This is a genomic window from Janthinobacterium sp. TB1-E2 (genome assembly GCF_036885605.1).
GTDB lineage: Bacteria > Pseudomonadota > Gammaproteobacteria > Burkholderiales > Burkholderiaceae_D > Janthinobacterium > Janthinobacterium aestuarii.
In genome coordinates this window covers 3,262,754-3,288,092 of the sequence record NZ_CP142523.1, presented here as the reverse complement: position 1 = coordinate 3,288,092, position 25,339 = coordinate 3,262,754, and the positions used below count along the sequence as shown (strand labels likewise).

26 protein-coding genes are annotated in these 25,339 nt (G+C 62.7%); 12 read left to right on the top strand and 14 right to left on the bottom strand.

What is annotated here, in order from left to right; genetic code table 11:
• Nucleotides 1-10 precede the first annotated feature (10 nt).
• A complete protein-coding gene (locus OPV09_RS14585; protein WP_139248279.1) occupies nt 11-217 on the bottom strand; it encodes a hypothetical protein in 207 nt (68 codons plus the stop codon).
• A 196-nt stretch (nt 218-413) separates the two neighbouring features.
• Here OPV09_RS14585 and OPV09_RS14580 point away from each other — a divergent pair, with 196 nt between their 5' ends.
• Entirely contained in the window at nt 414-2,201 is a 1,788-nt protein-coding gene (locus OPV09_RS14580) for a GGDEF domain-containing protein (RefSeq protein WP_034751085.1), read from the top strand.
• Nucleotides 2,202-2,223: 22 nt separating this feature from the next.
• On the opposite strand, the gene OPV09_RS14575 is transcribed toward OPV09_RS14580, so the two are convergent.
• The 5 genes from OPV09_RS14575 to OPV09_RS14555 form a co-directional block, all read right to left on the bottom strand.
• On the bottom strand, nt 2,224-2,652 hold the full coding sequence (locus tag OPV09_RS14575) for a DUF6386 family protein (protein ID WP_338678580.1): 429 nt from the start codon (nt 2,650-2,652) through the stop codon (nt 2,224-2,226).
• Nucleotides 2,649-3,125, bottom strand: coding sequence for a DUF4262 domain-containing protein (locus tag OPV09_RS14570; protein WP_338678579.1), 477 nt, complete (start codon nt 3,123-3,125; stop codon nt 2,649-2,651). The genes OPV09_RS14575 and OPV09_RS14570 overlap by 4 nt, the downstream gene beginning before the upstream one ends.
• 102 nt (nt 3,126-3,227) lie before the next feature.
• Entirely contained in the window at nt 3,228-4,616 is a 1,389-nt protein-coding gene (locus tag OPV09_RS14565) for a tetratricopeptide repeat protein (protein ID WP_034751416.1), read from the bottom strand.
• Nucleotides 4,617-4,798: 182 nt separating this feature from the next.
• Nucleotides 4,799-5,428, bottom strand: coding sequence for a 3'-5' exonuclease (locus tag OPV09_RS14560; RefSeq protein ID WP_170846245.1), 630 nt, complete (start codon nt 5,426-5,428; stop codon nt 4,799-4,801).
• A 38-nt stretch (nt 5,429-5,466) separates the two neighbouring features.
• Nucleotides 5,467-6,717: an Hsp70 family protein gene (locus OPV09_RS14555; RefSeq protein WP_331776754.1), complete on the bottom strand. Its 1,251-nt coding sequence runs from the start codon at nt 6,715-6,717 to the stop codon at nt 5,467-5,469.
• 179 nt (nt 6,718-6,896) lie between these two features.
• Between OPV09_RS14555 and OPV09_RS14550 the strand changes: the two genes are divergently transcribed.
• The 3 genes from OPV09_RS14550 (at nt 6,897) to OPV09_RS14540 (ending at nt 10,232) form a co-directional block, all read left to right on the top strand.
• Complete coding sequence (locus OPV09_RS14550) at nt 6,897-7,073, top strand: hypothetical protein (protein WP_338678578.1); 177 nt, start codon at nt 6,897-6,899, stop codon at nt 7,071-7,073.
• A 20-nt stretch (nt 7,074-7,093) separates the two neighbouring features.
• On the top strand, nt 7,094-8,968 hold the full coding sequence (locus OPV09_RS14545; protein WP_338678577.1) for an Ig-like domain-containing protein: 1,875 nt from the start codon (nt 7,094-7,096) through the stop codon (nt 8,966-8,968).
• A 238-nt stretch (nt 8,969-9,206) separates the two neighbouring features.
• Nucleotides 9,207-10,232: a LacI family DNA-binding transcriptional regulator gene (locus OPV09_RS14540; protein WP_235194210.1), complete on the top strand. Its 1,026-nt coding sequence runs from the start codon at nt 9,207-9,209 to the stop codon at nt 10,230-10,232.
• 167 nt (nt 10,233-10,399) lie between these two features.
• Here OPV09_RS14540 and OPV09_RS14535 read toward each other — a convergent pair whose 3' ends face one another.
• On the bottom strand, nt 10,400-10,819 hold the full coding sequence (locus tag OPV09_RS14535; protein WP_034751100.1) for a YidB family protein: 420 nt from the start codon (nt 10,817-10,819) through the stop codon (nt 10,400-10,402).
• 258 nt (nt 10,820-11,077) lie between these two features.
• Here OPV09_RS14535 and OPV09_RS14530 point away from each other — a divergent pair, with 258 nt between their 5' ends.
• The 4 genes from OPV09_RS14530 to OPV09_RS14515 all read left to right on the top strand — a co-directional run bounded on the left by OPV09_RS14530 (nt 11,078) and on the right by OPV09_RS14515 (nt 15,145).
• On the top strand, nt 11,078-11,290 hold the full coding sequence (locus tag OPV09_RS14530; protein WP_034751103.1) for a hypothetical protein: 213 nt from the start codon (nt 11,078-11,080) through the stop codon (nt 11,288-11,290).
• Between the two features lie 109 nt (nt 11,291-11,399).
• Complete coding sequence (locus tag OPV09_RS14525; protein WP_338678576.1) at nt 11,400-12,107, top strand: hypothetical protein; 708 nt, start codon at nt 11,400-11,402, stop codon at nt 12,105-12,107.
• A gap of 87 nt (nt 12,108-12,194) precedes the next feature.
• Nucleotides 12,195-12,668 (top strand): DUF6328 family protein, encoded by a 474-nt coding sequence (locus tag OPV09_RS14520; RefSeq protein ID WP_070301903.1) that lies wholly within the window; start codon nt 12,195-12,197, stop codon nt 12,666-12,668.
• A gap of 266 nt (nt 12,669-12,934) precedes the next feature.
• Entirely contained in the window at nt 12,935-15,145 is a 2,211-nt protein-coding gene (locus tag OPV09_RS14515; protein WP_338678575.1) for a hypothetical protein, read from the top strand.
• Between the two features lie 92 nt (nt 15,146-15,237).
• On the opposite strand, the gene OPV09_RS14510 is transcribed toward OPV09_RS14515, so the two are convergent.
• Together OPV09_RS14510 and OPV09_RS14505 are read right to left on the bottom strand one after the other, a co-directional pair.
• Entirely contained in the window at nt 15,238-15,702 is a 465-nt protein-coding gene (locus OPV09_RS14510) for a DUF421 domain-containing protein (protein ID WP_338678574.1), read from the bottom strand.
• Nucleotides 15,703-15,732: 30 nt separating this feature from the next.
• Complete coding sequence (locus OPV09_RS14505) at nt 15,733-16,656, bottom strand: LysR substrate-binding domain-containing protein (RefSeq protein WP_338678573.1); 924 nt, start codon at nt 16,654-16,656, stop codon at nt 15,733-15,735.
• A 102-nt stretch (nt 16,657-16,758) separates the two neighbouring features.
• Here OPV09_RS14505 and OPV09_RS14500 point away from each other — a divergent pair, with 102 nt between their 5' ends.
• The 3 genes from OPV09_RS14500 to OPV09_RS14490 all read left to right on the top strand — a co-directional run bounded on the left by OPV09_RS14500 (nt 16,759) and on the right by OPV09_RS14490 (nt 19,725).
• Nucleotides 16,759-17,775 (top strand): aldo/keto reductase, encoded by a 1,017-nt coding sequence (locus OPV09_RS14500; protein ID WP_338678572.1) that lies wholly within the window; start codon nt 16,759-16,761, stop codon nt 17,773-17,775.
• Between the two features lie 21 nt (nt 17,776-17,796).
• Nucleotides 17,797-18,213 carry an SRPBCC family protein gene (locus tag OPV09_RS14495; RefSeq protein WP_338678571.1) on the top strand — a complete coding sequence of 139 codons (417 nt, stop codon included), beginning with the start codon at nt 17,797-17,799 and terminating at the stop codon, nt 18,211-18,213.
• A gap of 294 nt (nt 18,214-18,507) precedes the next feature.
• The gene (locus OPV09_RS14490) at nt 18,508-19,725 is read left to right on the top strand and encodes an MFS transporter (protein ID WP_338678570.1); all 1,218 of its coding nucleotides are present in this window, start codon (nt 18,508-18,510) and stop codon (nt 19,723-19,725) included.
• A gap of 59 nt (nt 19,726-19,784) precedes the next feature.
• Here the strand turns inward: OPV09_RS14490 and OPV09_RS14485 are convergent, their stop codons facing one another.
• Genes OPV09_RS14485 through OPV09_RS14465 form a run of 5 tightly spaced genes read right to left on the bottom strand, consistent with a single transcriptional unit; the run spans nt 19,785 to nt 23,628 of the window.
• Complete coding sequence (locus OPV09_RS14485; protein WP_338678569.1) at nt 19,785-20,189, bottom strand: hypothetical protein; 405 nt, start codon at nt 20,187-20,189, stop codon at nt 19,785-19,787.
• Nucleotides 20,190-20,203: 14 nt separating this feature from the next.
• The gene (locus OPV09_RS14480) at nt 20,204-20,689 is read right to left on the bottom strand and encodes a hypothetical protein (protein ID WP_338678568.1); all 486 of its coding nucleotides are present in this window, start codon (nt 20,687-20,689) and stop codon (nt 20,204-20,206) included.
• A gap of 17 nt (nt 20,690-20,706) precedes the next feature.
• A complete protein-coding gene (locus tag OPV09_RS14475; protein WP_338678567.1) occupies nt 20,707-21,225 on the bottom strand; it encodes a hypothetical protein in 519 nt (172 codons plus the stop codon).
• A gap of 25 nt (nt 21,226-21,250) precedes the next feature.
• A complete protein-coding gene (locus OPV09_RS14470; protein WP_338678566.1) occupies nt 21,251-22,786 on the bottom strand; it encodes a hybrid sensor histidine kinase/response regulator in 1,536 nt (511 codons plus the stop codon).
• A gap of 11 nt (nt 22,787-22,797) precedes the next feature.
• Nucleotides 22,798-23,628, bottom strand: a complete 831-nt coding sequence (locus OPV09_RS14465; RefSeq protein WP_338678565.1) for an alpha/beta hydrolase — start codon at nt 23,626-23,628, stop codon at nt 22,798-22,800.
• A 249-nt stretch (nt 23,629-23,877) separates the two neighbouring features.
• Here OPV09_RS14465 and OPV09_RS14460 point away from each other — a divergent pair, with 249 nt between their 5' ends.
• Nucleotides 23,878-25,125, top strand: coding sequence for a PepSY-associated TM helix domain-containing protein (locus OPV09_RS14460; protein ID WP_338678564.1), 1,248 nt, complete (start codon nt 23,878-23,880; stop codon nt 25,123-25,125).
• Nucleotides 25,126-25,339: the final 214 nt, after the last annotated feature.

Sequence of the window (25,339 nt, the reverse complement as noted above, 5' to 3'; positions counted from 1 at the left end):
GGTTGTTGTCTCATTGTTGGATGTCGAGGAAAGCAGGCCGCTCACACACACGCCGCGCCTGCCCATGTTGACTTTCGCCAAGAGAAATCATAGCGCGGATTGCCACTTTTAAAGCACAGTTATCTGAGGGATTTGCCGTCTTTTGTTTGGATAATTTACGGGAAACGCCATGATAAATCTCGCTTTCGGCGGAATCGGCAAACTGACGTTCATGCAAGAAACGTTATCAAAAGCAAAGTCATTTCATCAAGTTGTCATAAATCTTCTTTACTATCGGCAACATGTTCATGGCCCGTCCAGAGGCCGTGCCGCCACAGCCTCCTATGCACACTCTCGCCCTCCCTACCGCCACCGCCGCGCCGGCCCCCGCGACGCCATCGAATGTGGCTTACCTGAAACCGCCATCGGCAAGCATGACCATCGAAGGGACGGATGCCTTACACGACATCCTGGCGGGCCGCAAGCTCAGCGCGCTGTTCCAGCCCATCATCCACATGCATAGCGGCGACATCATCGGCTACGAAGGCTTGATACGGGGGCCGTCCGACAGCCCCCTGCACGCGCCGATGAATCTGTTCAAGGTGGCGCGCGCGCACGACCTGACCCTGGAAGTGGAGCACCTGTGCCGCCAAGTGGTGCTCGAACGCTTTGCCGAACTGCAGCTGCCAGGCAAGCTGTTTCTCAACGTCAGCCCGGAATGCCTACTGCTGCGCAATGCCCGCCATGGCGAAACCCTCGAATACATCGAGCACATCGGCATCAACCCGGACCGTGTCATCATCGAGCTGACGGAAAACCAGCCCACCTACGATTACGAGCTGATGCGCGAGGCGGTGCTGCATTACCGTAACATGGGTTTCCAGATCGCCATCGACGACCTGGGCGAAGGCTTTTCCAGCCTGCGCCTGTGGTCGGAACTGCGTCCGGAATACGTGAAGATCGACATGCATTTCATCCAGGGCATCAACAACGACCCCGTGAAACTGCAGTTCGTGCGTTCGATCCAGGAAATCGCGGAGAAGTCGGGCACCCTGGTGATCGCCGAAGGCATCGAGGCGCAGACGGAATTGCTGGTCCTGCGCGACCTCGGCGTGGCGTTTGGGCAAGGCTATCACCTGGGCCGGCCCAACGCGGTGCCGGCACGGGCCCTGCCGGCCGAAGTGGTGCAGGCGCTGGGGCGCAATGGCGTGGCCGTGTATCCGCAGCGCAGCAGCCTGGAAAAGAATGGCGCCAGCATCCGCAAGCTGCTGCACAAGGTGGCGGCAGTGTCGCCACAGCTCAACAATAACGAGGTGTACGATATTTTCCTGAAGGAACCGAAGCTGATGATTATCCCCGTCGTCGATGACGGCGTGCCGCTGGGCCTGATCAGCCGCTTTGAAATGATCGACCACTTCGCCCGCCCCTACCAGCGCGAACTGTATGGCAAGAAATCATGCAGCCTGTTCATGGATGCCACGCCCCTGATTGCCGACCACGAGACGAGCTTGCAGGAACTCAGCTACACCATGGTGCAGTCCGATGCCCACCACCTGTTCAACGGTTTCATCATCACCGAGCACGGCCGCTACCTGGGCATGGGCACGGGCCACGACCTGATGCGCGAAATCACGCAGATGCAGATCAACGCGGCCCGTTACGCCAACCCGCTGACGCAACTGCCCGGCAACGTGCCCATCAACGAGCATATCGACCGTTTATTGCACAGCGGCAGCCGCTTCTGGGTCTGCTATTGCGACCTCGACCACTTCAAGCCCTTCAACGATGTGTACGGCTACCGCAAGGGCGACGACGTGATCCAGCTGACGGGAGAAATCCTCAGCAGCCATTGCGACCCGAACCGCGACTTCATCGGCCACATCGGCGGCGACGATTTCATGATCCTGTTCCAGAGCGAAGACTGGGAAACGCGCTGCCAGGCCATGCTCGACGACTTCGCGGCCGCCATCCTCGCCTACTACAGCACGGGCGACTGCGAACGGGGCGGCTACATCAGCGAAGACCGGCAAGGCAAGAAAGTGTTTTATTCGTTGATCAGCCTGTCGCTGGGCGTCATCAAGGTCGAGGCGCACCAGTACTACACGCACCATCAGATCGCCACGCAGGCGGCCGAAGCGAAGAAGCAGGCAAAGAAAATCCACGGCAACAGCCTGTTCCTGGACCGGCGGCAAGGCGCGGCTGTGGCGCGCATGGATGCCTAGCCTGGAGCAATAATACGCAAGATCAAATACGCACGAGATCGCCAAACGCATTGCTGCTGCGCGTATCGGACACGAATGCCAGGCTGATGTGCGCGCCATCGCGGCGCGCCTGCACGCGGTAGCTGCCTGCGGGCAGATCCACGAACAGTCCTCCATACGCCGTGTCCGGTTCCAGGCCGCCGCCCGTAACGTCTTCCCCGGCGCCGATGAAGACGCGGCCCGAAACGATGGCAAGATGCACGATCACCTGCGGTTCGGCAAGTTCGGCGTGCAAGGCAAGTTCATACGCGCCATCGCCGCCCACGTTGAAAAACGCGACTTGCCCCGCATTCACGGCCGCCAGTTCGGCGCTGGGGATGCTCCACCAGTCGCAGTCCTCTTCCAGCTTGTGGCGCAAGAGCGCCGGGTCGAACACGCACAGGGTAGCCGTCCCGGTCACAATGGTCGTCATATGGCCAGCGGCGCCGGTCCCAGCAGGGGCTGGCTCTCCACATACTGCGCGCTCGCTTGCGCCTGCCACGGGAAATGGCCATCGCGCGACGGCCAGACGATCTGGTACAAGGTAAAATCATCGCCCTGGTAATACCAGCGCGCATAGCCGACATAGTCGCGGTATTGCTCGACGGGCACGCGCACGAAGGCGCACTGATGGCCTTCCAGCAAGACGTCCGTGGTAGTCGTGAAATCCGTGATGGCGCCGCTGCGCGCGGCGTCCAGCGCCAGGTCGAGTATCCGGTGGGCCATGGAATGGGGCAAGCCCATGATCAGGAATTCAGGCTGGCCGAAGCTGTGGCAAGCGCCTATGGTGAAGGCATAGCCGGGACCTTCTTCATCGGCACCGATATGCACGCCATGCCAGCCATGCGTGGCGATGTCGTCGATGACTTTTTGCTCTGATGCATCCTCGCCTGCCTGCCTTACCATGCTCCACCTTTCACCGTGCCGAAAAACCGTGCCGCCTTGGCGACATGCCTGCCGGCAATTATCGCATGCGGCACGCGTCCATGCGCGCACGGCGGCGGCGCTTCAGTCGGGCGGCTGCAGCGGCGGAAAGCGCACCTGGTGCCATTGCCGCATGCGCTGCTGCGCCTCTTGCAGCTGTGCCGGCTCCAGCCGGGTGGCAGCCGCTTCCCTGGCCCTGGCCGCCCCGCCATCGCCACCCTCGGCCGCCAGCGCCAGCCACATGTAGCCGCAGACGGGGTCCCTCTCCACGCCGCGTCCGCTGTTGTACATGCCGCCCAGGTTGTACTGGGCCAGCGCATGGCCCTGGCCCGCCGCGCGCGCATACCATAGCACGGCCAGGCCATCGTCTTGCGGCACGCCATGGCCGTTCGCGTACATTACGCCCAGGTTGTTTTGCGCGCTGGCATCGCCCTGCTCGGCCGCCGTACGGTACCAGCGCACGGCGCACACTTCGTCGCGCTCCACGCCCTGGCCATTCGCATACATCACGCCCAGGTTGAACTGCGCATTCGACGCGCCCTGGGCCGCCGCCCGGGCATACCAGTCGAGCGCCAGGCGCAAATCGCGGATGACGCCGCGCCCGCCCGCAAACATGCCGCCCAGATTGTATTGCGCCATGCAATGGCCTTGCAGGGCAGCGCGCCGGTACCACGCGACGGCGCGCGCCTCGTCCTTGTCCACGCCCTGGCCGCGCGCCAGCATCAGGCCCAGGTTGAACTGGGCGTCGGCGTCGTCCTGCTCGGCCGCCCGCTGCAGCCAGGCATAGGCGCGCAGCTGGTCGGGCGCCACGCCCAGGCCTTCCGCATACGCCACGCCAAGTTGCCGCTGCGCCACGGCCAGCCCCTGTGCCGCGGCCTGGCGGAACCAGGCCAGCGCCTGCGCATCGCTCTGCACCACGCCCTGCCCCCGTTTGTAGACGAGCCCCAGATTCAGCTGTGCCTGCGCATCGCCTTGCAAGGCCGCCTTGCGGAACCACGCCAGGGCCAGCGCATCGTTCTTTTTCGCGCCCAGACCCTGGGCATAGGCTTCGCCCAGCAGAGATTGTGCGCTGGCCACGCCCTGCTCGGATGCGCGGTAAAACCACGCCAGGGCCAGCTCGTCGCTCTGCAGCACACCGCGTCCCTTGCGGTACATCTGCCCCAGGTTTTGCTGGGCCGAGGCATCGCCCTGGGCGGCGGCGCGGCGAAACCACAGCACGGCGTCGGCATCGCTCTGCGCCACGCCGCGGCCGTGGTAATACATGGCGCCCAGGTGGTTCTGCGCGAACGCCAGCCCTTGCAGCGCTGCCAGGCGTAGCCAGACAAAGGCACGCGCGTCGTCCTGCGCCACGCCTTCGCCCTTCTTGTACATCAATCCCAGGTTGAACTGGGCGTAGGCATTGCCCTGCTCGGCAGCCGTGCGGAACCAGATATACGCATGGTGGCTATCTCTGGCAGTATGGTCCTTGTCCATGTGCGCCCCCATCCACATCGCGCTTGCCGGCAGCACGCGCAAAACGGCGGCCCAGGGCGGCGAAATCGAAATCGTGTGTTGCTTAAATTTTAAATTCGCTGCAGGGGAAGGACTTGAGCAGGCTCAATAGAAATAATAAAATTATATCGTTTTGATGAGCCCGCTTAGAGGGGAAACGGCGCTCAGCGGCGCGATGGATGCTTTTGCAGGAATTGCGGCACCTTGGCGGCGGCCAGCTTGTTCAGCGACACGAGCAAGTCGGCGTCGACATCGGCGATGCCGTAGCTGCTGCGCAAATGGCGGCCGATATGGATCAGCACTTGCGCCGCCACTTCCGCGTCGGACTCGGCCCTGTGGGCGGCGCTCTTGAAGGCGATGCCCAACTGGCTCGACAGCAAGCCCAGCTTGTAGCTGGCCATGCCGGGAAACACGCGGCGCGACAGTTTCAAGGAACACACGAGCGACTGGTGTGCCGGCGTCAGGTTCAGCCTGGCGCTTTCCGCGCGCAGGAATTTTTCATCGAAGCTGGCATTGTGCGCCGACAAGGCATCGCTGCCGATAAAATCCAGCAATTGCGGCACCACTTCGGCCACGGGCGGTGCTTTGTCCACCATCGCCTGCGTGATGCCCGTCAACCCCGTGATGAACGAGGGGATGCGCGCATTGCAGTTGATCAGGGTCACGTAACGGTCCGTGATCCGCCCGCCCTCGATGCGCAGCGCCGCCACTTCCGTGATGCGGTCGCCCATGTCGGGCGACAGTCCGGTCGTCTCGAAGTCGATCATGACGATCGGTTTGTCAAACACATTCATGAAGTCAGGCTCTTTCTGCGATGCTGCGGTGGACCAGCTTAGCCGAACTTGCGCACGGCGTCCAGCGCAAGACCGGCACCAATGCTGCCGAACAAATCGCCTTCGACCTTGCGCGCGGCCGGCACCAGCGCCGCGATCTTTTCGCGCAGCAGGCGCACGCCGCTCGATCCACCCGTGAAGAACACGGTGTCGACGGCTTCCGGCGCCACGCCCGCGTCGCGCAGCAGACGCAGCACGGTGTCTTCCACGGAACCGCACAGGTGGCCGATGGCTTCGTCGAACTGCGTGCGTTTGAGCAACAGGCTTTGCGCGGGCGACAAGCGGTCCAGCTCCAGCTGCACTTCGGCCGCGTCGGACAGGGCGATCTTGCCCTCTTCCACTTTCATGGCCAGCCAGTGGCCGGCGCGCTCGTCGATCAGCTTTTGCAGACGACCCATCTTGTCTTGCTCGCGCGCATCGCGGCACACGTCGGCCAGTTGCACCCAGATCTTCTTCGTGTACGCCAGGTTGATCGTGTGCCACGTCGCCAGATTGAAATAATAGCTGGACGGCACTTCGCTATTGTTGTTCAGGCGGCTGCCATAGCCGAGCAGAGGCATGACGGAAGACAGGCTCAGGTATTTATCGAAATCCGTGCCACCGATGTGCACGCCGCCCGTGGCGAGGATATCGTCACGGCGCTCGGCCTTTTTCGCCCGGTCCGGCGACAAACGCACCAGTGAAAAGTCGGACGTACCACCGCCGATGTCGGCGATCAGCACCAGCTCTTCCTTGGCTATCTGCGACTCGTAGTCGAACGCTGCGGCAATCGGCTCGAACTGGAAGGCGACATCCTTGAAGCCGACGGAGCGCGCCACTTCGGCCAGGGTGTCCTGCGCCAGCTGGTCCGCTTGCGCATTGTCGTCGATAAAGAAGACGGGACGGCCGAACACGGCGGACGAGAATTCGCGGCCGGCGGACTGCTCGGCGCGGCGTTTCACTTCGCCAATGAATTGTGCGAGCAACATACGGAACGGCAAGGCGCGGCCGCCGACTTCCGTCTGGCCATCGATGAGGCTCGTGCCCAGCAGGCTTTTCAGCGAGCGCATCAAGCGTCCTTCGTAACCGGCCAGATAGCCGGCCAGCGCCGCGCGGCCAAAACTGACTTCCTCGTCTTCCGCATTGAAGAAGACGACGGACGGTAAGGTCGTCTTGCCATCTTCCAGGCCGAGCATGGTGCTCTGCCCTGGACGTGCCCAGCCTACCGTGGAATTTGACGTGCCGAAATCGACGCCGCAAGCATTGGCCATGTCGACCCTTCCCTGAATAAAGGGGCGTTATGTTATCAGAAGGCAGGCTTTTGCACCAGCAAAACCCGTTCATCCCGGTCAACAGCATAAGCTTGCTTTGCATCAAGTACCAACCACACGCAAAAGATACTCTTGGAAAATTAACGCCGAGCAACTCGGCCAGCTCCCGGAGACCCATCGTGCCCCATGCTCCCCTGCGCCACCTGCCAGCAGCTTTGCTGGCCGCCTTCCTCGTTTCCCTGGCCGGCTGCGGCGGCGGTTCGGCCGACACCCAGGCCGGCGCCGGTTGCGGGCTGCACAGCACGGCACGGCAGGCTGCGGCGGCAACCCGCCGCCGGTCGTCAATCCGCCCGTAACGCCTCCGGTGACGCCGCCCGTGATTCCGGCCGTCACGCCGCCCGAACCGGCCAGCCTGGCCACCGCCGTCAACCTCGTGTTTTCCAGCACGGAACTGGCCTCGGCGGGCCTGGCCGGCGGCGAAGTGGCCGTCACGGCCCTCGTCAAGGATGGCGCCAACCTGGCCTTGCCCAACGCGAAGATTTCCTTTGCCGCCGATTCCGGCATCCTCGGCAGCGTCGATGCCGTGACGGACAAGAACGGCCAGGCGCGCGCCCTGCTGGGAACGGGAGGCGCCAACAGCAACCGCAGCATTACCGTAACGGCCAATGTGGGCACGCGCAGCGGCAAGGGCATGGTGGCCGTCACGGGCAGCACGGTGGAGCTGCTGGGGCCGGCCGCCTTGATGCTGGGCCAGGGCGCCGACCTCACCGTCACCGTGCGCGACTCGGCGCGCAAACCCGTGGCCGGCGCCGCCATCGCCTACAGTACGGGCGCCGGCAACAGCGTGCGTGTCAAGGATGGCGGCGCTGCACTCAGCAATGCGCAAGGCCAACTGGTGCTGCGCTTGACGGCAAGCAGCCTGGGCAAGGACGCCGTGTCCGTCAATGCGCTGGGCGCCGCCGCCACGCAAGCGTATGCCGTGGCGGGCAGTGACCTGCGCCTGAGCCCGGCCGTGGGCCAGGATGCCAGCGGCGCGGACGTGCTGGCGGAAGTGGCCACACTGGCATGCCAGCCCATCGACGCGCGCTATGACAAGGCGGGCGTGGCGCAGTCCGGCAGCGCCAGCTTGTCGACCTCGCGCGGCAACCTGTTTGCGGACAGCGCCTGCAGCCAGGCCTTGCCCGCCAGCTTGATGTTCAGCAATGGCAACTTGCCGCGCAGCTATGTGCAGTCGGCCAACGCGGGCGTGGCCACCATCACGGCGGCCGTGGCCGGTGGCCCCTCGGCGCAGACGCGGCTGGAATTCGTCGCGCCATTGAGCCCTGCCAGCAAGCTGGCCGTGCAAGCGGATCCGGCCGTGCTGCGCGCGAATACGACGGCATCGGCCGACAATGCCAGCATCAGCACCAGTATGAGCACCATCGGCGCCGTGGTGCGCGATGGCGCGGCCAACAACCTGGTCAAGAACGCGCCCGTGCTGTTTACCATCTTGAGCGACCCCAGCGGCGGCTACCTGCGGCAAGCGGGCCGCGTACTGACGGGCAGCGACGGCCTGGCGCGCGCCGAGTACGTGGCGGGACCGGCCGACAGCGGCCGCGATGGCGTGCTGATCCAGGCCCGCATCGAGGGCGCTGCGCAAGCGGCGGCCACGGCCCTCGTGCGGCTGACGGTGGCGCGGCAAGCGCTGTCGGTCAAGCTGGGCACGGGCAGCCTGCTGCGCGAGTATTCGGCCAGCGTGCTGCAAAAGGACTTTGCCGTGTTCGTGTCCGACAGCGCCGGCAATGCCGTGCCCGGCGTCACCATCACGGCCGCCGCCTGGCCCAGCCGCTATGCCAAGGGGTACTATGTGTGGCAAGCGGACAAGCCCGAGTTCCCCGACACGGGCGTCTGGCGCCTGGCCCTGCCCCATTACAGCTGTGCCAACGAGGACGTCTTGCGCAATGGTATTTTTGACGCCGCCTATGATGGCAACGGCAATGGCGTGCTCGATCCGGGCATTCCCCTGACCGTCAGCGCAAGCGGCCTGAGCGACGCGCTGGGCATGGCCACCGTCACCATCAGCTATCCGCGCAACTTTGCTTCCTGGGTGCATGTCGCCTTGACCGTGCGGGGCACGGTCAGCGGCACGGAAGCGAGCGCCACGGCGGACTTGCCCTTACCCACCCTGGCCAGCGATTTCAGCGCCCGCCGCGTGGAGCCGCCGGGACGCCTCAGCCCCTATGGCAGCGGCCCCTGCGACAGTCCCGATTGAGGAGCAGGCATACCACTTGCCATTAAATCAAATTATTTGCAACATGGACAAGAAAACAGTCTTGCCACATGGAAATATTTTCGCTATGCTCATTTTTCCCGCCCAGGCCGCCACAAGCGGCCGGGCCTGCAGGAATACTTTGAGACAGGTTGCTTGCCAGACCATTATGCGAAAAAAGAATACTGTAGCCCGGACACCCATCACCACCACCCGCCCCGTATCCGGCGCCGGACGGCGCGTGACCTCGTATGACGTGGCCCTGCTGGCCGGCGTGTCGCAATCGGCCGTGTCGCGCTGCTTCAAGCCGGGCGCCAGCGTTTCGCCAGCCACCCACGCCAAGGTCATGCAGGCGGCCATCAGCCTCGACTACATCCCCAACGCGGCCGCGCGCAGCCTGATCACGCGGCGCTCGAACCTGGTGGCCGTCATCATTTCCAACCTGGCCAATCTGTACTATCCGCAAGTATTGTCCGACCTGAGCCAGCAAATTGCCCGCCAAGGCAAGCGTCTCCTGTTGTTTACCCTCGAGCGCGAAGCGGACATCGGCAAGGTCTTGTGCGACGTGTGGCAATACCAAGTCGATGGCGCCATCGTGGCCGCCTGCCTGTCGGACGAACAGATGGCCGAATTCGGCCGGCGCGACGTGCCGCTGGTGCTGTTCAACCGCAGTCCGCGCGAGCACGCCGTGCACGCCGTGCTGTGCGACCAGGGTGAAGCGGCGCGCCTGCTCGTGTCGCGCCTGGCCGAGGCGGGCCACCGCCAGTTCGCCATCATCGACGGTCCCGGCGACTCGGCCGTCGCACAGGAACGCAAGGCCGGCATGCTCGATCGTTTGCTGACCCTGGGCTTGCCCGCGCCCATCGTCGTCAGCGGCAACTACGATTACGCCAGCGGCGGACGCGGCTTGCGCAAGGTCATCGACCGCCTGGGCCGCGTGCCGGACGCCGTCATTTGCGGCAACGACATCATGGCCATCGGCTGCCTGGACACGGCGCGCCACCAGATGGGCATCGAGGTGCCGCTGCAGATGTCGGTGGCCGGGTTCGACGCGCTGGAAGCATCAGGCTGGCTCAGCTACGACATCACCACCCTGCGCCAGCCCGTGCAAAAGATGGCCACCGATGCCGTCGCCATGCTGGGCGAACTGATGGAGCGGCGCGGCGGCATCGCCGAGCGCCGCCGCTATTGCTCGTATCTGGTCGAGGGAAGTACGGCGAGGCTGACTGGAGCACAGCCATATTTCGGCATGATGGCCGCCGCCTGAAAAACGCCCGTGGCGTTGTTGCCTGCCCCTCGCCGTACTATTCGTACTGTCTTCGGGGCCGCGCCTAGCCACAGGCGTTTTTCAGACGCTCGCACTTCTCTGCCAAAAACCTTACACATAAAAAAACCTCGCATTGCTGCGAGGTTTTTCATTTCAAGGCCAGGGAATCAACCGAAGATCTTGCCCTTGAGCATATTCAAACCCTGGCTGACGAGGTCATTGCCTTCCGGTACCTGACCATCAGGGGTCAGTTTGTCGATCAGCTGGGGCAGCAAGGCTGCCAGGCCGCCCGAAGCCGCGTCCGGTGCGACGCCCGCTTTTTCCGCGATCTGGGTGATCGTGTCGCTACCGAGCGCATCCTTAATTTGTTCGCCGGAGACAGGCGCATTGGCACCCGTGCCGATCCAGCTGGCCACCTGGTCACCCAGGCCGCTTTCCTGGAATTTCTGCAGCAGGCCGGGCAAGCCGCCATGCTGGTTGACCAGGTCCATCACACTGGCCATCAATCCCGATGGGGCTTCCCCGTCAGCACTTTTGTTGCCCAAAGCGCTCATCGCCTGTCCTGCAAGTTGATCTAGCAAACTCATCGTATTCTCCTGAACGCTATCGATTGGTGCCGCGTGACTGCGGCTTCGGTATGGCGCAGACCATTCTGCGCCATGGAAATCATTATACTATGAATAATAAAAATGCTATAATTACAATCTTGAGGCGAACGCACAGATCGCCTCACTGTCGAGGCATCCACCTCCATCATATTTAGTTCGGCCCAACTTGCAAGCGTAAATTGACAGTTTGCAAAAACGTGTAGAATTAATTTTCCATTTACTGAGGAGTATCAACACATGAACATCAATAAAGCGGTAGACAAGGCTTACGAAAAAAAGACCTTCAAGGAAATCGCTGATGCGCCCGTCGATGCGCTGCAAGGCGTGAGCGAAAAGGATGCGGAACTGCTCAAGCAAGCGTTCAATATCAAGACCGTGCGCGATCTGGCGAACCTGAAATACTCGAAGTGGGCGCGCGCCATCGTCACCCTGGCCGATACGGAAGAATAAACCGGGCCATGCCGCAGGCATTCCCGTCAGCACAGCCCGCCCCAGTCGGCGGGTTTTTTCATTCCGGCCTATTACCGGCTGGCAAGCCGATAGCCGCGCGGAGTCGCCGTTGACTACGCCGCTGACCCTGCCCGGCATCTGCTGGCCCCTGCAAGCGAGCACGGGCCACCTTGCCGTCACCACGCAGCACATCACGGGCCACTTTCGCGCCGGCGCAGGCGAAGATGCCATCATCGTGTGCGATCTGTTGGCAGCCGGGAAGTTCCGCAATGGCGCGGCGCGCCACTGGTGCCGCACGCACCAGTGCTACTGGGGCACGCAGGCCGACGTGGCCGACTGGCAGGCAACGCGGCAGATGCGTTGCCGCCAGCACGCCAGCCCCATGGGCTACGTGCTGTATCCGGCGCTGTTCGACCCCAGCCAGTTTCACGCCACGACCTTGCGCCCGGGCCCCGATGGCTTGCTGCAACTGCGCGCCAAGGCCGATGATGGCGGCGCCCTGCTGGCGCGCGACCTAGCCGCGCTGGCCATCGATTGCCGCGCCCTGCCCGGCCTGTTCCCGCCCGACGTCGTGCAGCTGAACATCACGCCGCCCGCCGCGCAAGCGTTCACCGCCGCCTTGCAGGCAGGCACGCCGCTGGACTGCAGCGACTGCGCCCGCTGCGGCCATCCGCACCTGGACCTGGGCAGCTTCGCGCTGGCGCCGCACCGGCGCCACAGCTGCGGCCATTGCGGCCACGACGCCTCGCACAGCGCCACGGCCATCGTCTCGACGCCCCTGTGGCGGCTGCGCCAACGCTACGCGCAATGGTTCTGACGCAATGCGTCTGATGGTGCGTCCGCCCACAGTCAGGCAATGCACTGCCGAGTAGACTCCCTCCATCACCACCACGAGGACGGCACCATGCCACAAACGCAACACCAGGATGAAAATGGCCAACCGGGCGACGAAGGCGATTTGTCCGACCTGCTCAGCGAATTGCGCATCCTCTTGCCGGGCGCGCAGATGCTGACGGCCTTCCTCATCATCCTGCCCTTCAACGGCGGCTTCGCGAAGATCGTGCAGGCGGAAAAAGTCGTCTTCCTGCTGACGTTCTTCCTGTCCATGACCAGCCTGGTGCTGCTCAGCGCGCCAGCCATCCAGCACCGCGTGATGCGCCCGCTGCAAGACCGCGAACGTTTCAAGCGCGTGGCCGACCGCATCATGATGTGCGGCGCCTTTTCCCTGGCGCTGGCGTTTATTCTGGGCACGAACCTGGTGATGTCGGAAGTGTTCGGCCACATCGCCGGCATCATCGCCGGCGTGCTGATGGGGTCACTCATCATTTGCATGTGGTGGTGGCTGCCCCTGCACCTGAAAAGCAGCAAGAAGATCTAAGCGAAGCTGGCAGCGCCCAGTCCGCGCCCGGCAACTATCGTAGGCATAGTCGCTTTCATATTCTACGTGTCAATATTTTCCATGGGATCAGAAATTCCTTGCGCCGTCCGTCTCCGAGTGACATCAGAGCGATTCCTCCGTCCTGGCCATCAGCACGGCTGCCGTCATGCAAATACAGCTTGCGCACCTCGACGCCAAGATTAGTATGAATGCAATATTTTGTCTTCGTACAACTAGTATCGAACCCGCATTGAAAGGATGACAACTTGGATCCCGACCTCGACCTCCTCAAGAAGCAGATTGAATTGATGGCCTTGCACGCGCAATCGAGCATGGACCCCGCGCAAGCAAGGGCTTTCGAGGCAGCGACATGGAAAATGCAGGCGGAGTATGAAGGTGCAAAACGCATCCTGGCCGACAAGAACGCCAGCGCGGAAGCCAAGAAATATGCAAAGGACGTCACGGACGCCATCAACAAGAACTTGCCCAACATGGTCAAGGGCGTGCTGTCCGCGGCGAGCGCCTTCAAGTCCGGCGACTATATCAATGGCAGCGCCGCCATCATGGATATCTGCGCCGCCGGCATGCAGCTGATCGGCAGCCTGTCAGCCGGCGCCGGTCCGTACGGCGCGATATTCGGCGCCCTGTTCAGCATTGTCGGTCAACTGCTCACCTATTTCGGGCCAAAGCAACCTTCTCTCAAGGATCAGATCATTGAGGCAATGAAAGGGTTGAACGCGGATGAGAAACTGCGTGAGGTCAAGGCCAATGGCAGTGCGGTTGATCAATATATGGCGACCATAGGCCGCATCAAACTGGATCTGTCCGAAATTCTGCCGACGCCCTTGAACACGGTGGAGAATCGGGTGAAGGTCCACAAATGTCTCGATAGTTGCATTATTTCAATAAATAATGCGTTTACCATTATTTCCGTTTTATACGACAAATGGATGACCGCCGAATGGCTGAAAGACGAAAAAACCCAGGACCTGGAGAAATGGCCGGAAATCCTCGGCGTTTTCTGCCGCACCTACGCCGATGCGTTGCTCGCCCATGTACTGCTGGAGTCCCTCGTCGACCATGAAATGGTGGGGCGGCAGCTGGAGCAGGCCTCGATTCGAAATCCGGACTACAAGAACACGCCGCACGAGTATGACGCGATCTACGACCGTTTGATACGGCTCGAAGCGGACATGGAGGCGCTGCCCAAGCTGTGGAACGACGGCAACACCCAGATGCTGGAATGCCTGAAGGCGATCGAACCGGTCGCCCGCGACCGGGGCCTGTTCGCTCACCTCGGCACCAACATGAGCAAGAACCTCTACGCCGCGACGGGAGGCAACGTCACGCGGACCGGCGAATGGAAGCCTTTCCAGATCGGCTATGGCAATCGTGGCCGCCGCTTCGCCTTGACGATGCCAAAGACAGAGGCAGGCTCGCTGAAGCCACGCTATCACCTTTTCTTCTGCCAGCACTGGAGCGCGTCCGATAACGGCGACATGGAACACGGCTGGATGGATCCGACCACGATTGAAGTGTCGGACATGAAAGAAGTATCCGGTGATAAATTCCATGACGTCTGGGCGCTGCCGTCCCCCGACGACAGCCGCGCATCGTTCGTCTACACGGCGCGCAATGAAGGCAGGCAAGGCTCCATCAAGCTCCATCAATTGAATGACAGCGGAGAGTTGAAAGCCGGAAATTGGCAGCCGGCGACCAAGGCCGGCGTCGTCAACGTCCGCGCCATCACCCATCCACCCGCGACATTGCCCGATGACCCGGACGGGGCCGCCATGCTGCCGGCCCTCCTGCAAGGGACGGACCATTACAACTCCATCATGTACGGCGCCCTTGCCGCTTCCGGCGAGCTTTACGTCGACCAGTCAAATACCCGCTGCTACGTGCCAGCGCCGTGGGGCAGCTATACCGGTATCGATGTCGATCCCTACTATGTCTGGGTTTTTGGGCCGATGGGCCTGGCGTGCGCCACGCACGCCTCGGTCATCAGTTGTATACGCGGCATCATCAAATCGCCCAGATGGATCAGCCATATCCCCGAAGCGCTGATCGGCGACACGCATACCCATCCGAGCAAAACGTGGCGGGACAGGTACACCCAGGCGAGGATTCCCTACCCGCCGCTGATCGGCATCCAATCGCTGTCGCCGTGCAAGGATGGCACCCTGTTCGCCAGCATCACGACACGCACCGTTACAGCTGTACAACATGGCGGAGAAGTCGCCTACATCGCGACCGATACGCCAGCCCTGTATACGGCCCTCTACAGCATCAATATCAAGGATGGCAGCCTCAACGTGGGACCGTGGAGCAAGCTGCCCGGCGGCCCGCAGGCGCAACAAGTCCAGAAGATGGCCATCCCCTGCTGGTCGCTATTTGCAAGTTTGAAAGCACAGCTGGCCAAGACGCCTGTCATGGCCCCGCCTCCGCTGCGAACTGCCCGGCAGACCACGCTGTAAGCCTGTCCTGCCGCCATGGCTCGCCGTGGCGGCAGGAATCACAGAGACGGCAGGCAACGCACGGCGGAAGGAAACGCAGCATGGGCAAGGCGCTACCCCGCCTTTTGCAAAATGGTGATCTTGCCATCTGCCTCGAGGAACGCGCATTTCATGTCCGCCAACGGACAATCGGCCTCGCGCAGCGCCTGCTCGACATCGCCGCCGGCCACCCGGCATTTCTTGACGACATCATCGAAAATCTGCCCGTCGCGGCCCAGCAGCACGGGCGTGCCATCGACCAGATCGGCGAACTTGCGGCTGCGCGAACTCAGCCATGCGATCAGCATGTTGAGGCAGATCAAAGTCAACGCCAGTACCAAGCCGGCAGGAACGGATTCGTCTCCGCCGGACAGGGAATTCGATACCGCCTCGCTCAGCAGCATGACGACCAGCAAGTCGAACGGCGTGAATTGCCCCACAGTCCGCTTGCCCGTCATGCGCACCATCAGCAGCAAGGCAAGATAGATGATGACGGCGCGCGCCACCAGTTCCCACACCGGCACATCCAGATCGAACATGGCAATCCTCCCCACAGATGATTGCCTTATTTATACGTCTTTTTGCTCCGGCATGGCAACACCGCTGGCCTGCTCCAGCAACGTTTCGCGGAAAATCCCCACCAGCGGACGCAAGTTGACCTTGTGCCAGGCCAGCCACAATGGCGTGCGGTAGCTGAACCACGGCAGTGCGCGCACGATCACGCCGGCCGGCGCGTGCTGGCGCAGGCTGTGCTGGATCATGGCCATGCCCAGCCCGGCCGCCACCAGGCCCAGCGCCGTCAGCGGTTCCGTTGCTTCCAGGCGGATATCGGGCGTAAAACCGGCGCGCGCACAGGCGGCGATAAAGTTATCGTGTTTCAGCACGCTTTCCTTGTGCAGCACGGCAATCCATTCCTGGCCCGCCAGGTCCTCGGGCGTGAGGTCCGCCTTGTGCGCCAGCGGATGCGTCTCCGGCAAGGCCAGCAGCATGGGGTCGCTCAGCACTTGCGCGCAATCGAGGTCGGGGTCGTTCGGCAGCGGCGGTTCGCACAGCAGCGCGATATCGAGGCTGCGCTGGCGCAAGCCTTCGATCTGCTCGGCAGAATGCAGCTTGTACAGGGCAATGTGCACCTGTGGGCGCGTGGCGCGCAAGGCGCGCAAGCCATCGGGCAGGACGCCCGCATGCATGGCGTTCTCGATATAGCCGATGCACAGGCCGCCCTCGTCGCCGCGTCCCAGGCGTTTCGCCAGCGCTTCCAGGCGATTCCCGTGCGTGATAAAAGCGCGCGCTTCGGCCAGGAAAGTATGGCCGTCGCGCGTCAGGCGGATGCGCTGCGCGCTGCGCTCGAACAGGGTCAGGCCCAGCCTGTCTTCAAGCTGGGCGATTTGCCGGCTCAGCGGCGATTGGGAAATATGCAGGCGCTCGGCGGCCCGCCCCACGTGTTCTTCCTCGGCGACGGCGATGAAGTATTGCAATTGGCGGATGTCCAGCATATCAGACCTTTCAGGACTCAAGTTGCGCCAATTATGTCTTGGACAGGCTTAACTTGTCCAGCTATTCTGTCTTCACTGATCCACACATTGAAGGAAAACATCATGAGTATCAAACACTTACTGACAGGCAAACTGGGTTTCGGCACGGCGCCGCTGGGCAATATGTTCCGCAACATTCCTGAAGAGGAAGCCATGGCGACCGTCGACGCGGCCTGGGAATCGGGCATCCGCTACTTCGATACGGCCCCGTTCTACGGCGCCGGCCTGGCCGAGCTGCGCCTGGGCGCCGCCCTGAAACAGCGCCGCCGCGACGAATACGTACTGAGCACCAAGGTCGGCCGCCTCATCCTCGACGAACTGGAAGACCCGGCAAGCCGCGAACTGGGTGAAAAAGGCGGCTTGTTCGAATTTGGCCGCAAGAACAAAATCGTCGACGATTACTCGGCCGACGCCACCCTGCGCTCGATCGAAGACAGTTTGAAACGCCTGGATACGGACCACCTCGACATCGTCTGGGTACACGACATCGCCCAGGATTTTCACGACGACAACTGGCTGGCGCAATTTGAAACGGCCCGCACAGGCGCCTTCCGCGTACTGACCAGCTTGCGCGAAGAAGGCGTCATCAAGGCTTGGGGCGTGGGCGTGAACAAGGTGGAACCGCTGGAACTGACCCTGGACCTGGCCGAAGCCCAGCCCGACGCCTTCCTGCTGGCCGGCCGCTACACCCTGCTCGACCATGAACGGGCGCTGCAGCGATTGATGCCTGCCGCCGCGAAACAGAACGTCGACATCGTCGTCGGTGGCCCCTACAGCTCGGGCATCCTGGCCGGTGGCGCGCATTTCGAATACCAGAAAGCCTCGCCCGAGATCATTGCAAAAGTGGAACGCATCAAGGCCATTGCCGCGCGCCATGGCGTCAGCGTGAAGGCCGCCGCCCTGCAATTCTCGCTGGCCAACCCGGCCGTGGCCGCCGTGATCCCCGGCGCCAGCCGTCCGCAACGCCTGGCCGAAGACCAGCAAGCATTGAACAGCGTCATCCCCGCCGCCTTCTGGCAAGACATGCGCGCCGAGCAACTGGTGTCGCCATTCGCGCCGCTGCCCGGCAGCACTCTCTAATATATACATAAGGAATTCACCATGGCCCATACCACCACCTCGATCGACATCGCCGCCACACCGGCGCAAGTGTGGCAACTGATTGGCGGCTTCAACTCGCTGCCCGACTGGCTGCCGTATATTCCCAGCAGCACCCTCAGCGATGGGGGCCGCATCCGCCATCTGGCCAATCCGGCCGGCGACGTCATCGTCGAGCAGCTGGAAGCGTACGACAATGCGGCGCGCAGCTACAGCTACTCCATCCTGCAGGCGCCGTTTCCCGCCACCGATTATTTGTCCACCCTGCAAGTGAGCGCGATTCCCGGCAGCGATGGCGCGCGGGTCAGCTGGTCGGGCCGCTTCACGCCCGTGGGCGTGAGCGAGCAGGAAGTGACGGAGCTGTTCCACGGCATCTACGTGGCGGGCCTGGAAGCGCTGCAGCAATCATTATCGAAGTAACAAACCGCGAAGACCATTTCCGCCACAGCCAGCTTTTCTTCGCCTGCCCTGTGGCGGAATCGCGCAGATTCCGTGTTATCGTTAACAACAAGAGCAAGCGCTATTGTGTGCAGTGCAGCATATTTCAGCCATCGCCCAGCAGAGCTTGCCCGAATCTTTTACAATGTTGTCTTTGGGCAGTTCCTATCGCCCGAAAATACCGGCCAGCCGACGACTCTGGTGGCGCATTGCCACTTCCGGCCGGGCCACAGCGCGTCTCTCCACCCTGTCATTCTTTACCCAACTAACAAGAACATGCACGCCTCCGTAGACCCATTGATTCCGCGCGTCACCGCGCCTTTTGGCGCTGGTTATGCCGACCTGGCCCTGGCCATCGGCGGCCTCGCCATCGGTACGGGCGAATTCGCCTCCATGAGCATCCTGCCCGTGGTGGCTGACGACCTGGGCACGACCTTGCCGCAGATGAGCCACATGATCAGCGCCTATGCGCTGGGCGTGGTCGTCGGCGCGCCCCTGATCACGATCTTCCTCGCCCGCATGCCGCGCCGGCTGATGCTGATCTGCCTGATGCTGATGTTCGCGGGCGGTAACTTGCTCAGCGCCATCGCCCCCAATTATGGCTTGCTGGTCGTGGCGCGTTTTGTCGCCGGCATCCCGCATGGCGCGTATTTCGGCGTGGCGGCCTTGGTGGCGGCCGCCCTGGCCGAACCGGACAAGCGGGGCCAGGCCGTCGCCCGTGTCCTGATGGGCTTGACCGTAGCCAATATCTTCGGCGTGCCGCTGGCCACGTATATCGGCCAGACCCTGGGCTGGCGCTCGGCCTTCTTGCTCGTCGCCGCGCTGGGTTTGCTGACCATGCTGATGGTGCGCATCTTCGTGCCCATGGTCGCCGCCGGCGATTCGAGCCCGCGCCGCGAACTGGGCGTATTCCGCCGCCTGCAAGTGTGGCTGACCCTGCTGATGGTGGCGATCGGCTTTGGCGGCATGTTCGCCGTCTATACGTTCATCACGCCAACCTTGCTGGAAATCACGAAAGTGTCGCCCCTCGTCATCTCCATCTTGCTGGCCATCATCGGCGTCGGCATGACCGTGGGTAATCTGATCGGCGGCTGGCTGGCCGACCGCTCGCGCCTGTGGACCATCTTCGGCGTGCTGCTGTGGAACGTGGCCGCCCTGGCCGCGTTTACCTATACCAGCAGCAATGTGTGGCTGACGGCCATCAACCTGTTCGCCATCGGCGCCGGCATCGCCGTCGCTCCCGCCGTGCAGACGCGTTTGATGGACGTGGCCGGCGACGCGCAAACCGTAGCCGCCGCCCTCAACCATTCCGCCTTCAACATCGCCAACGCCCTGGGCGCCTGGGCCGGCGGCATCGCCATCGCCATGGGCATGGGCTTGCGTTCGACAGGCTGGGTCGGCGCCATGCTGGCCTGCGGCGGCATCGTCGTGCTCGGTATTTCCGTGCTGGTGGAAAACCGCAGCCGCAATGTGGTTGGTGCGCAGCCGGCTTGATCCGTTCAATGAGCGGCGGCCTGTTCAGGCGGCCGCTGGTGCATCAGCGCCCGGCGGCCTTAGGCGTCTACCCACGCAAACAGCGCCTTGCCCGGCGTGGCAGAGCGATGCCAGCTCGACTTCAATTCCAGGAGAAATCCGGCCAGGTCGATTGGCTGGACATCCAGGTCCGCCCATGGCGCCGTTCTGGACCATGCCACGGCAAGCTCCAGCAAGTCGTCATCCGCCATCCGGCCTATCGCTTGCGCAATCGCATCATTGAATATGTGAATGTCCCGCCCCTCGATCCTCAGGGGCCGCAGCGCCTGTTCTGCCGACTGGGTCAGCAATTGCCCCAGCGACGCAAAATCCAGTTCCCCTGGCAAGGTGATGCCGGTGACGGGAAACGCATCGAAGGCATCTTCCCAGCTGGCACATGCGCGCATCCCGGCGTGGGAACAGATAAAAATATCGATTTTCTTCATATATTAATCATGCATCAGCACAGTTGCTTGTTGATGAGTTCAAGCAATTGCGCATGGACGTTTTCCGCCTCCAGCACAATGGCACGCAAATCCGCCAGTGCATAGCGTACTTCGTCCTGATGACCGCCAGGATAACCGCTCACGTGCACCACTTGCTGCGTGGACGGCAGGATGGCCCAGCGGCCGTGGGCAAACCGGTTCCGCTTGAGGCAGATCGACTTCGCTGCCGCATGCCACGCATGGCATGCCAGCAGAAAATCGGCGCGCTCCTGATGCAATACATCGGCGAAGCGCAGGAAAAAATCCAGTTTTCTGGCAAAGTAGCAGTTCGACAATGCCGCTTCTGACTCGCCCATCGTGGCCGTGACAGACATGACCACAAGATTGAGCGTCAGATTTAATTCGATGCGGGAGAAAACAAACAACAGCTTGCCTAGGTAGCGGCTGGCAAAATCTTCCAGGTCTTCAGCGCTCAACTCCGCTTCGGGTATCGGCAACAAGACAGCTCTCCTTCCTTTCAGCAAGGCACGCCCTGCCGGTTCGACCTCTCGCGGTCATACAGCCGCTCAAAGGCGCCGACATCGCCAGCTTCTGCCCACAAGCTTGCGATGTAGTCGAATTCCAGTTCGAACGGCTGCTCGAAATCGGCCACGTCCGTCGCACACTCGCAATTGCGGCTCAGCATGACCAGCCAGTCGGGATAATCGAGCGCCGGGTACAAGCGGGTAAAGATGGCATCGAGCGAAGACGCGCTTTCCCGCCCTGCCAGATAGGCGGCGCGCAACTCGACAATGAATTTGCCAGCGAGGAATTGCTGATCGAGCCGTTGCGTGCCCCGGTAGCGCTCGATGATCACGTCGGCCAGCGGCAGCACCTCCTCAACACCACGGGCGCTGGCCAGCAGCACGACCTCCAGGTCGTCGCCTTCCTGGTCCAGACGCAGGCGTTCCACGGCCCAATCCACGCAGCGGTCCGCCGGGGCGAAACCCATGCGCAGCTGGAAAACGGCGATTTCAAGTTCTGTCAGTTGTTCCATGATTTTCATTTTGCTGATGCCCTCCTCACTCCGCCCGCAGCATCTTTTGCAACACCGCATCGAGCTCGTAAAAATCCACAGGCTTGGTCAGGTGCAGATCGAAGCCCGCATCGGATGCCATCTGGCGGTCCTTGTCCTGGCCCCAGCCCGTGACGGCCACGAGGATGGCGTCCTGGCCGCAGGGTTCACTACGCAACAGCCGCGCCACGTCGTAGCCATTCATGTCCGGCAAGCCGATGTCGAGCAGGATGACTTGCGGCATGAATACTTGCGCGGCCGACATGCCGGCCGGGCCGTCGTAGGCCGTGCGCACTTCATAGCCGAGGATGTCGAGCGCCAGTGCCAGGCTTTCGGCCGCGTCGGCGCTGTCGTCGATGACCAGCACTTTGCCCTCGCGCGTGCCGGCCAGCAAGCGGCGGTTGGGCTCGGACGGCGCTTGCAGCGGCACGGCGGGCAGCGGCAGGCGCAGAATGAAGGTGCTGCCCAGCCCCACGCCATCGCTGTGCGCGCTGATGCTGCCGCCATGCAATTCGGCCAGGCCGCGCACCAGCGACAGGCCGATGCCCAGGCCGCCCTGGGCACGCGACAGGGCCGGCTCCAGCTGCGAAAACATGTCGAACACCGTGTCCAGGTGCTCGGGCGCGATGCCGATGCCCGAATCGCGCACGGTAATGTGCACGGCGTTTTCCGTGCATGCCACTTCCAGCCCGATGACGCCGTTGGCGGGCGTGTACTTGACGGCGTTGGTCAGCAAGTTGGCGATCATCTGTCCCAGGCGCGTGGCGTCGGCGTCGAGCCAGATGGCTTGCGGCCATTGCTCCACGTGCACCGCGTGGCCCGATTGCCCGGCCAGCTCGGCCACGCTGTGCAGGGCCGCTTCCACCACGGGCGCCAGCTCCACGCTGGCGCGGCGCAATTCCAGACGCCCCTGCGTGATGCGCGACACTTCCATCAAATCGTCGACCAGGTGCGTCATGTGCGCCACTTGCCGGCCCAGCACGTCACGGGCCCAGCGCAGCTGCGGGTCGTCCAGCTGCGCCAGGCGCAGCACTTCCAGCACATTGCGCATGGGCGCCAGCGGATTGCGCAACTCGTGCGCCAGGGTCGCCAGGAACTCGTCCTTGCGCCGGTCGGCGGCCGCCAGCTGCTCGTTGAGCTCGCCAGCTTCCTTACGCGCCAGCTGCAGCTGCTGTTCGTATTTGCGCCGGTCGCTGGCGACAAAGACAGCGATCTCGTCATAACGCACGCCCTCGTGCACGCGGCGCACGGCGTTGAACAGCATGGGGATCGACTGCCCCTGGCGCTGGCGCATGTCAAGCAGGATTTCCGACACGCTGCCCTGCACCTGCATCAGCGGCAGCCAGTGCGTCTGGTGGAACACGCGCCCGCCGATGGTCAGCAAGTCCTGCAGTTTCTTTTTCCCGAGCAATTCCTCGGCGCTATAGCCGAGCCAGCCGCAAAAGGTGGCGTTCGCCTGCACGATGGTGCCGTCGGCCGTGCACAGCAGCAAGCCGCAGGCCGCGTGCTGGAACAAGGTACTGGTATCAGGCAAGGAAGGCATCGTGTCGCGCATTACAGGTGCAGGCCGTCGAGAAAGCGGCGGATGGCGCGGTAGCTGGCATCGGGCGCGCTCATGTGCGGGCAATGACCGACATTGTCGACCACGTGCAGGCTGCTGCGCGGCAGCATCTCGCGCAAGTACTCGCCCACGGACGGTGGCGCGATGAAGTCGTCGCTGCATTGCACGATCAGGGCCGGCGTGCTGTTGCGCGGCAAGATGGCGCGGTGGTCGGACAAAAACGTGGTTTGCGCGAAATGCCGGGCGATGGCCGGATCCGTGCGGCAAAAACTGTTCATAAGATCGTCTCCCAGCGCCGGCTGCCCGGGCGCGCCCATGATGGCAGGCGCCATGCCGGCGGACCAGCCCAGGTAATTGCTGTCCATGGCATCCAGCAAGTCGTCGATATCGGCACGGCTGAAGCCGCCACGGTAGCCGGCCGCCGCATCGTCGATATAGCACGGCGACGGCGCCAGCATGACTTGCGCGGCGAACAGGTCCGGCTCGGCGATGGTGGCCAGCAAGGCGCTCATGGCGCTGACGGAATGGCCGACGCAAATCACGGGACCGCCGCCAACGGCATGGATGACCCGGCGCAAATCGGCGCCATGCGCATCGAGCCGCGCATAGCGATCGAAATCATAGGCGCCCTGGTCGGAAGCGCCACTGCCGACAAGATCGAACAGCACGGTGCGGTAGTGCGGACGAAACAGCGGCTCCAGATAGCGCCACATGGTTTGATCGCAGCCAAAACCATGCATGAACACCATGGTGGCTGCCGCGCCCGCCAGCGGTGCACCGCTGCGTTCGTTCACGCGGACATTGTTCCGATCTTCTATACGCATGCCGCTTCAACCTTGAATATTTCCATGTGGAATGTAAATTAACTTCTTGCTAGCATCTTAGCATGCGCCATTTGACTCGAGGCAACACCATTGGCGCTGGACAAACGCCATGCCACGGCGGATAATGAGAACGATTCCCATTATCAAAATAACAGGCCTGTACCTGGCCCATACTTGGCTTTTCCCTGTGTGCCCCGGTGGCGCCCGCTGGCGGCAACAAGCCGGTTTTATGTTGAAGGTTTGTACCGCATGCGCGCTTTCTGGACTGTCATACACCGCTGGGCCGGTCTCACCATCGCCCTCTTCCTCATCGTCGCGGGCCTCACGGGCGCCGTCACGTCGTGGGACCACGAACTGGACGAGTGGCTCAACGCCGACATCATGGAAACGCCGGGCCGCGGTCCCCTGCAGCCGCCATTCGTGCTGGCGCAAAAAGTGGCCGCCGCCGACCCGCGCGTGGAAGTCAATTACATGACCCTGGGCCTGGAAGAAGGCCATGCGGGCGCCTTCATGGTGCGCCCGCTCACCGATCCGGCCACGAACAAGCCGTTCGTGCTCGACTACAACACCGTCTACATCGATCCCGTCACGGCGCAGATCACGGGCACGCGCGATTCGACGGCCATTTCCCTGTCGCGCCGCAGCCTGATGCCATTCTTGCGCCACCTGCACTACAGCCTGCACGTGCCCGCCTTCTGGGGCACGGACCGCTGGGGCTACTGGCTGATGGGCACGGTCGCCCTGATCTGGTTGCTCGACAGCATGGTGGCGTTTTATCTGACCACGCCGCGCCGCTTGCGCCCGCGCGCGCAGGACGAGGCGCCGCGCCACCGCGACGCCGCCAACTGGTGGCAGCGCTGGAAGCCATCGTGGGTGGTACGCTGGGCGGCCGGCGGCTACAAGCTCAATTTCGATTTGCACCGCGCGGGCGGCCTGTGGGTGTGGGCCATCATCATCGTCGTCGCGTTCACGTCGTTCTCGCTGAACCTGTACCGCGAAGTGTTCTATCCCGTCATGTCGCTTGTCTCGACCACCACGCCGGGCCCGTACGAAACGCAGACGCCGGCGCCATACGGCACCTACATCACACCCGCGATCGGTTTCGAGCAAGCCGTGGCCATCGCCAAAAAGCAGGCCGTGCAGCGCGGCATCACCTCACCCATCGGCGGCATTTATTACGGCGGCAATTACTCGTTCTACAACGTCTCGTTCTTCGACCCGGCCGATGAATTTGGCGCGGCCGGCATGGGCTTGTCAAACCTGTACGTCGACGGCATGGACGGCAGCATCATCGGCCAGCACAAGCCATGGGAAGGCACGGCGGCCGACGTCTTCGTGCAACTGCAATTCCCTTTGCACTCGGGCCGCATCCTCGGCATGCCGGGACGCATCATGATGTCCTTCATGGGCGTGATGGTGGCCATGCTGTCGGTGACGGGCATCGTCATCTGGGAAAGAAAACGGCGTTCGCGCCGGCTGCAGGCGAAAAAACCCTAGCAATCCACCTGAAGCAACGGCTCCACGAGGGCGCAGGCGGACTCCTTCGGTCTGCGCCGCACACGCGCAACGCGCAACTAATAATAGCGGCCATCCCCCCTCCTCACTTTGCTACACGGTAGCCGGCACATGCCGGCTGTCCGTGCTGCGCCTTCCGCGCGACCAAATGCAGTTTACTTGCAATAACATGACGCGCCAGCTATTATTGCAACTA

Excerpts from the sequence above, each read along its gene's own strand:
- OPV09_RS14470 (WP_338678566.1), bottom strand. The coding sequence starts at position 22,786 with ATGCCTTCCTTGCCTGATACCAGTACCTTGTTCCAGCACGCGGCCTGC.
- OPV09_RS14520 (WP_070301903.1), top strand. The coding sequence starts at position 12,195 with ATGCCACAAACGCAACACCAGGATGAAAATGGCCAACCGGGCGACGAA.
- OPV09_RS14565 (WP_034751416.1), bottom strand. The coding sequence starts at position 4,616 with ATGGACAAGGACCATACTGCCAGAGATAGCCACCATGCGTATATCTGG.
- OPV09_RS14575 (WP_338678580.1), bottom strand. The coding sequence starts at position 2,652 with ATGACGACCATTGTGACCGGGACGGCTACCCTGTGCGTGTTCGACCCG.
- OPV09_RS14505 (WP_338678573.1), bottom strand. The coding sequence starts at position 16,656 with ATGCTGGACATCCGCCAATTGCAATACTTCATCGCCGTCGCCGAGGAA.
- OPV09_RS14530 (WP_034751103.1), top strand. The coding sequence starts at position 11,078 with ATGAACATCAATAAAGCGGTAGACAAGGCTTACGAAAAAAAGACCTTC.
- OPV09_RS14485 (WP_338678569.1), bottom strand. The coding sequence starts at position 20,189 with ATGAAGAAAATCGATATTTTTATCTGTTCCCACGCCGGGATGCGCGCA.
- OPV09_RS14500 (WP_338678572.1), top strand. The coding sequence starts at position 16,759 with ATGAGTATCAAACACTTACTGACAGGCAAACTGGGTTTCGGCACGGCG.
- OPV09_RS14465 (WP_338678565.1), bottom strand. The coding sequence starts at position 23,628 with ATGCGTATAGAAGATCGGAACAATGTCCGCGTGAACGAACGCAGCGGT.
- OPV09_RS14535 (WP_034751100.1), bottom strand. The coding sequence starts at position 10,819 with ATGAGTTTGCTAGATCAACTTGCAGGACAGGCGATGAGCGCTTTGGGC.
- OPV09_RS14510 (WP_338678574.1), bottom strand. The coding sequence starts at position 15,702 with ATGTTCGATCTGGATGTGCCGGTGTGGGAACTGGTGGCGCGCGCCGTC.
- OPV09_RS14555 (WP_331776754.1), bottom strand. The coding sequence starts at position 6,717 with ATGGCCAATGCTTGCGGCGTCGATTTCGGCACGTCAAATTCCACGGTA.
- OPV09_RS14570 (WP_338678579.1), bottom strand. The coding sequence starts at position 3,125 with ATGGTAAGGCAGGCAGGCGAGGATGCATCAGAGCAAAAAGTCATCGAC.
- OPV09_RS14560 (WP_170846245.1), bottom strand. The coding sequence starts at position 5,428 with ATGAATGTGTTTGACAAACCGATCGTCATGATCGACTTCGAGACGACC.
- OPV09_RS14580 (WP_034751085.1), top strand. The coding sequence starts at position 414 with ATGACCATCGAAGGGACGGATGCCTTACACGACATCCTGGCGGGCCGC.
- OPV09_RS14475 (WP_338678567.1), bottom strand. The coding sequence starts at position 21,225 with ATGGAACAACTGACAGAACTTGAAATCGCCGTTTTCCAGCTGCGCATG.
- OPV09_RS14490 (WP_338678570.1), top strand. The coding sequence starts at position 18,508 with ATGCACGCCTCCGTAGACCCATTGATTCCGCGCGTCACCGCGCCTTTT.
- OPV09_RS14460 (WP_338678564.1), top strand. The coding sequence starts at position 23,878 with ATGCGCGCTTTCTGGACTGTCATACACCGCTGGGCCGGTCTCACCATC.
- OPV09_RS14495 (WP_338678571.1), top strand. The coding sequence starts at position 17,797 with ATGGCCCATACCACCACCTCGATCGACATCGCCGCCACACCGGCGCAA.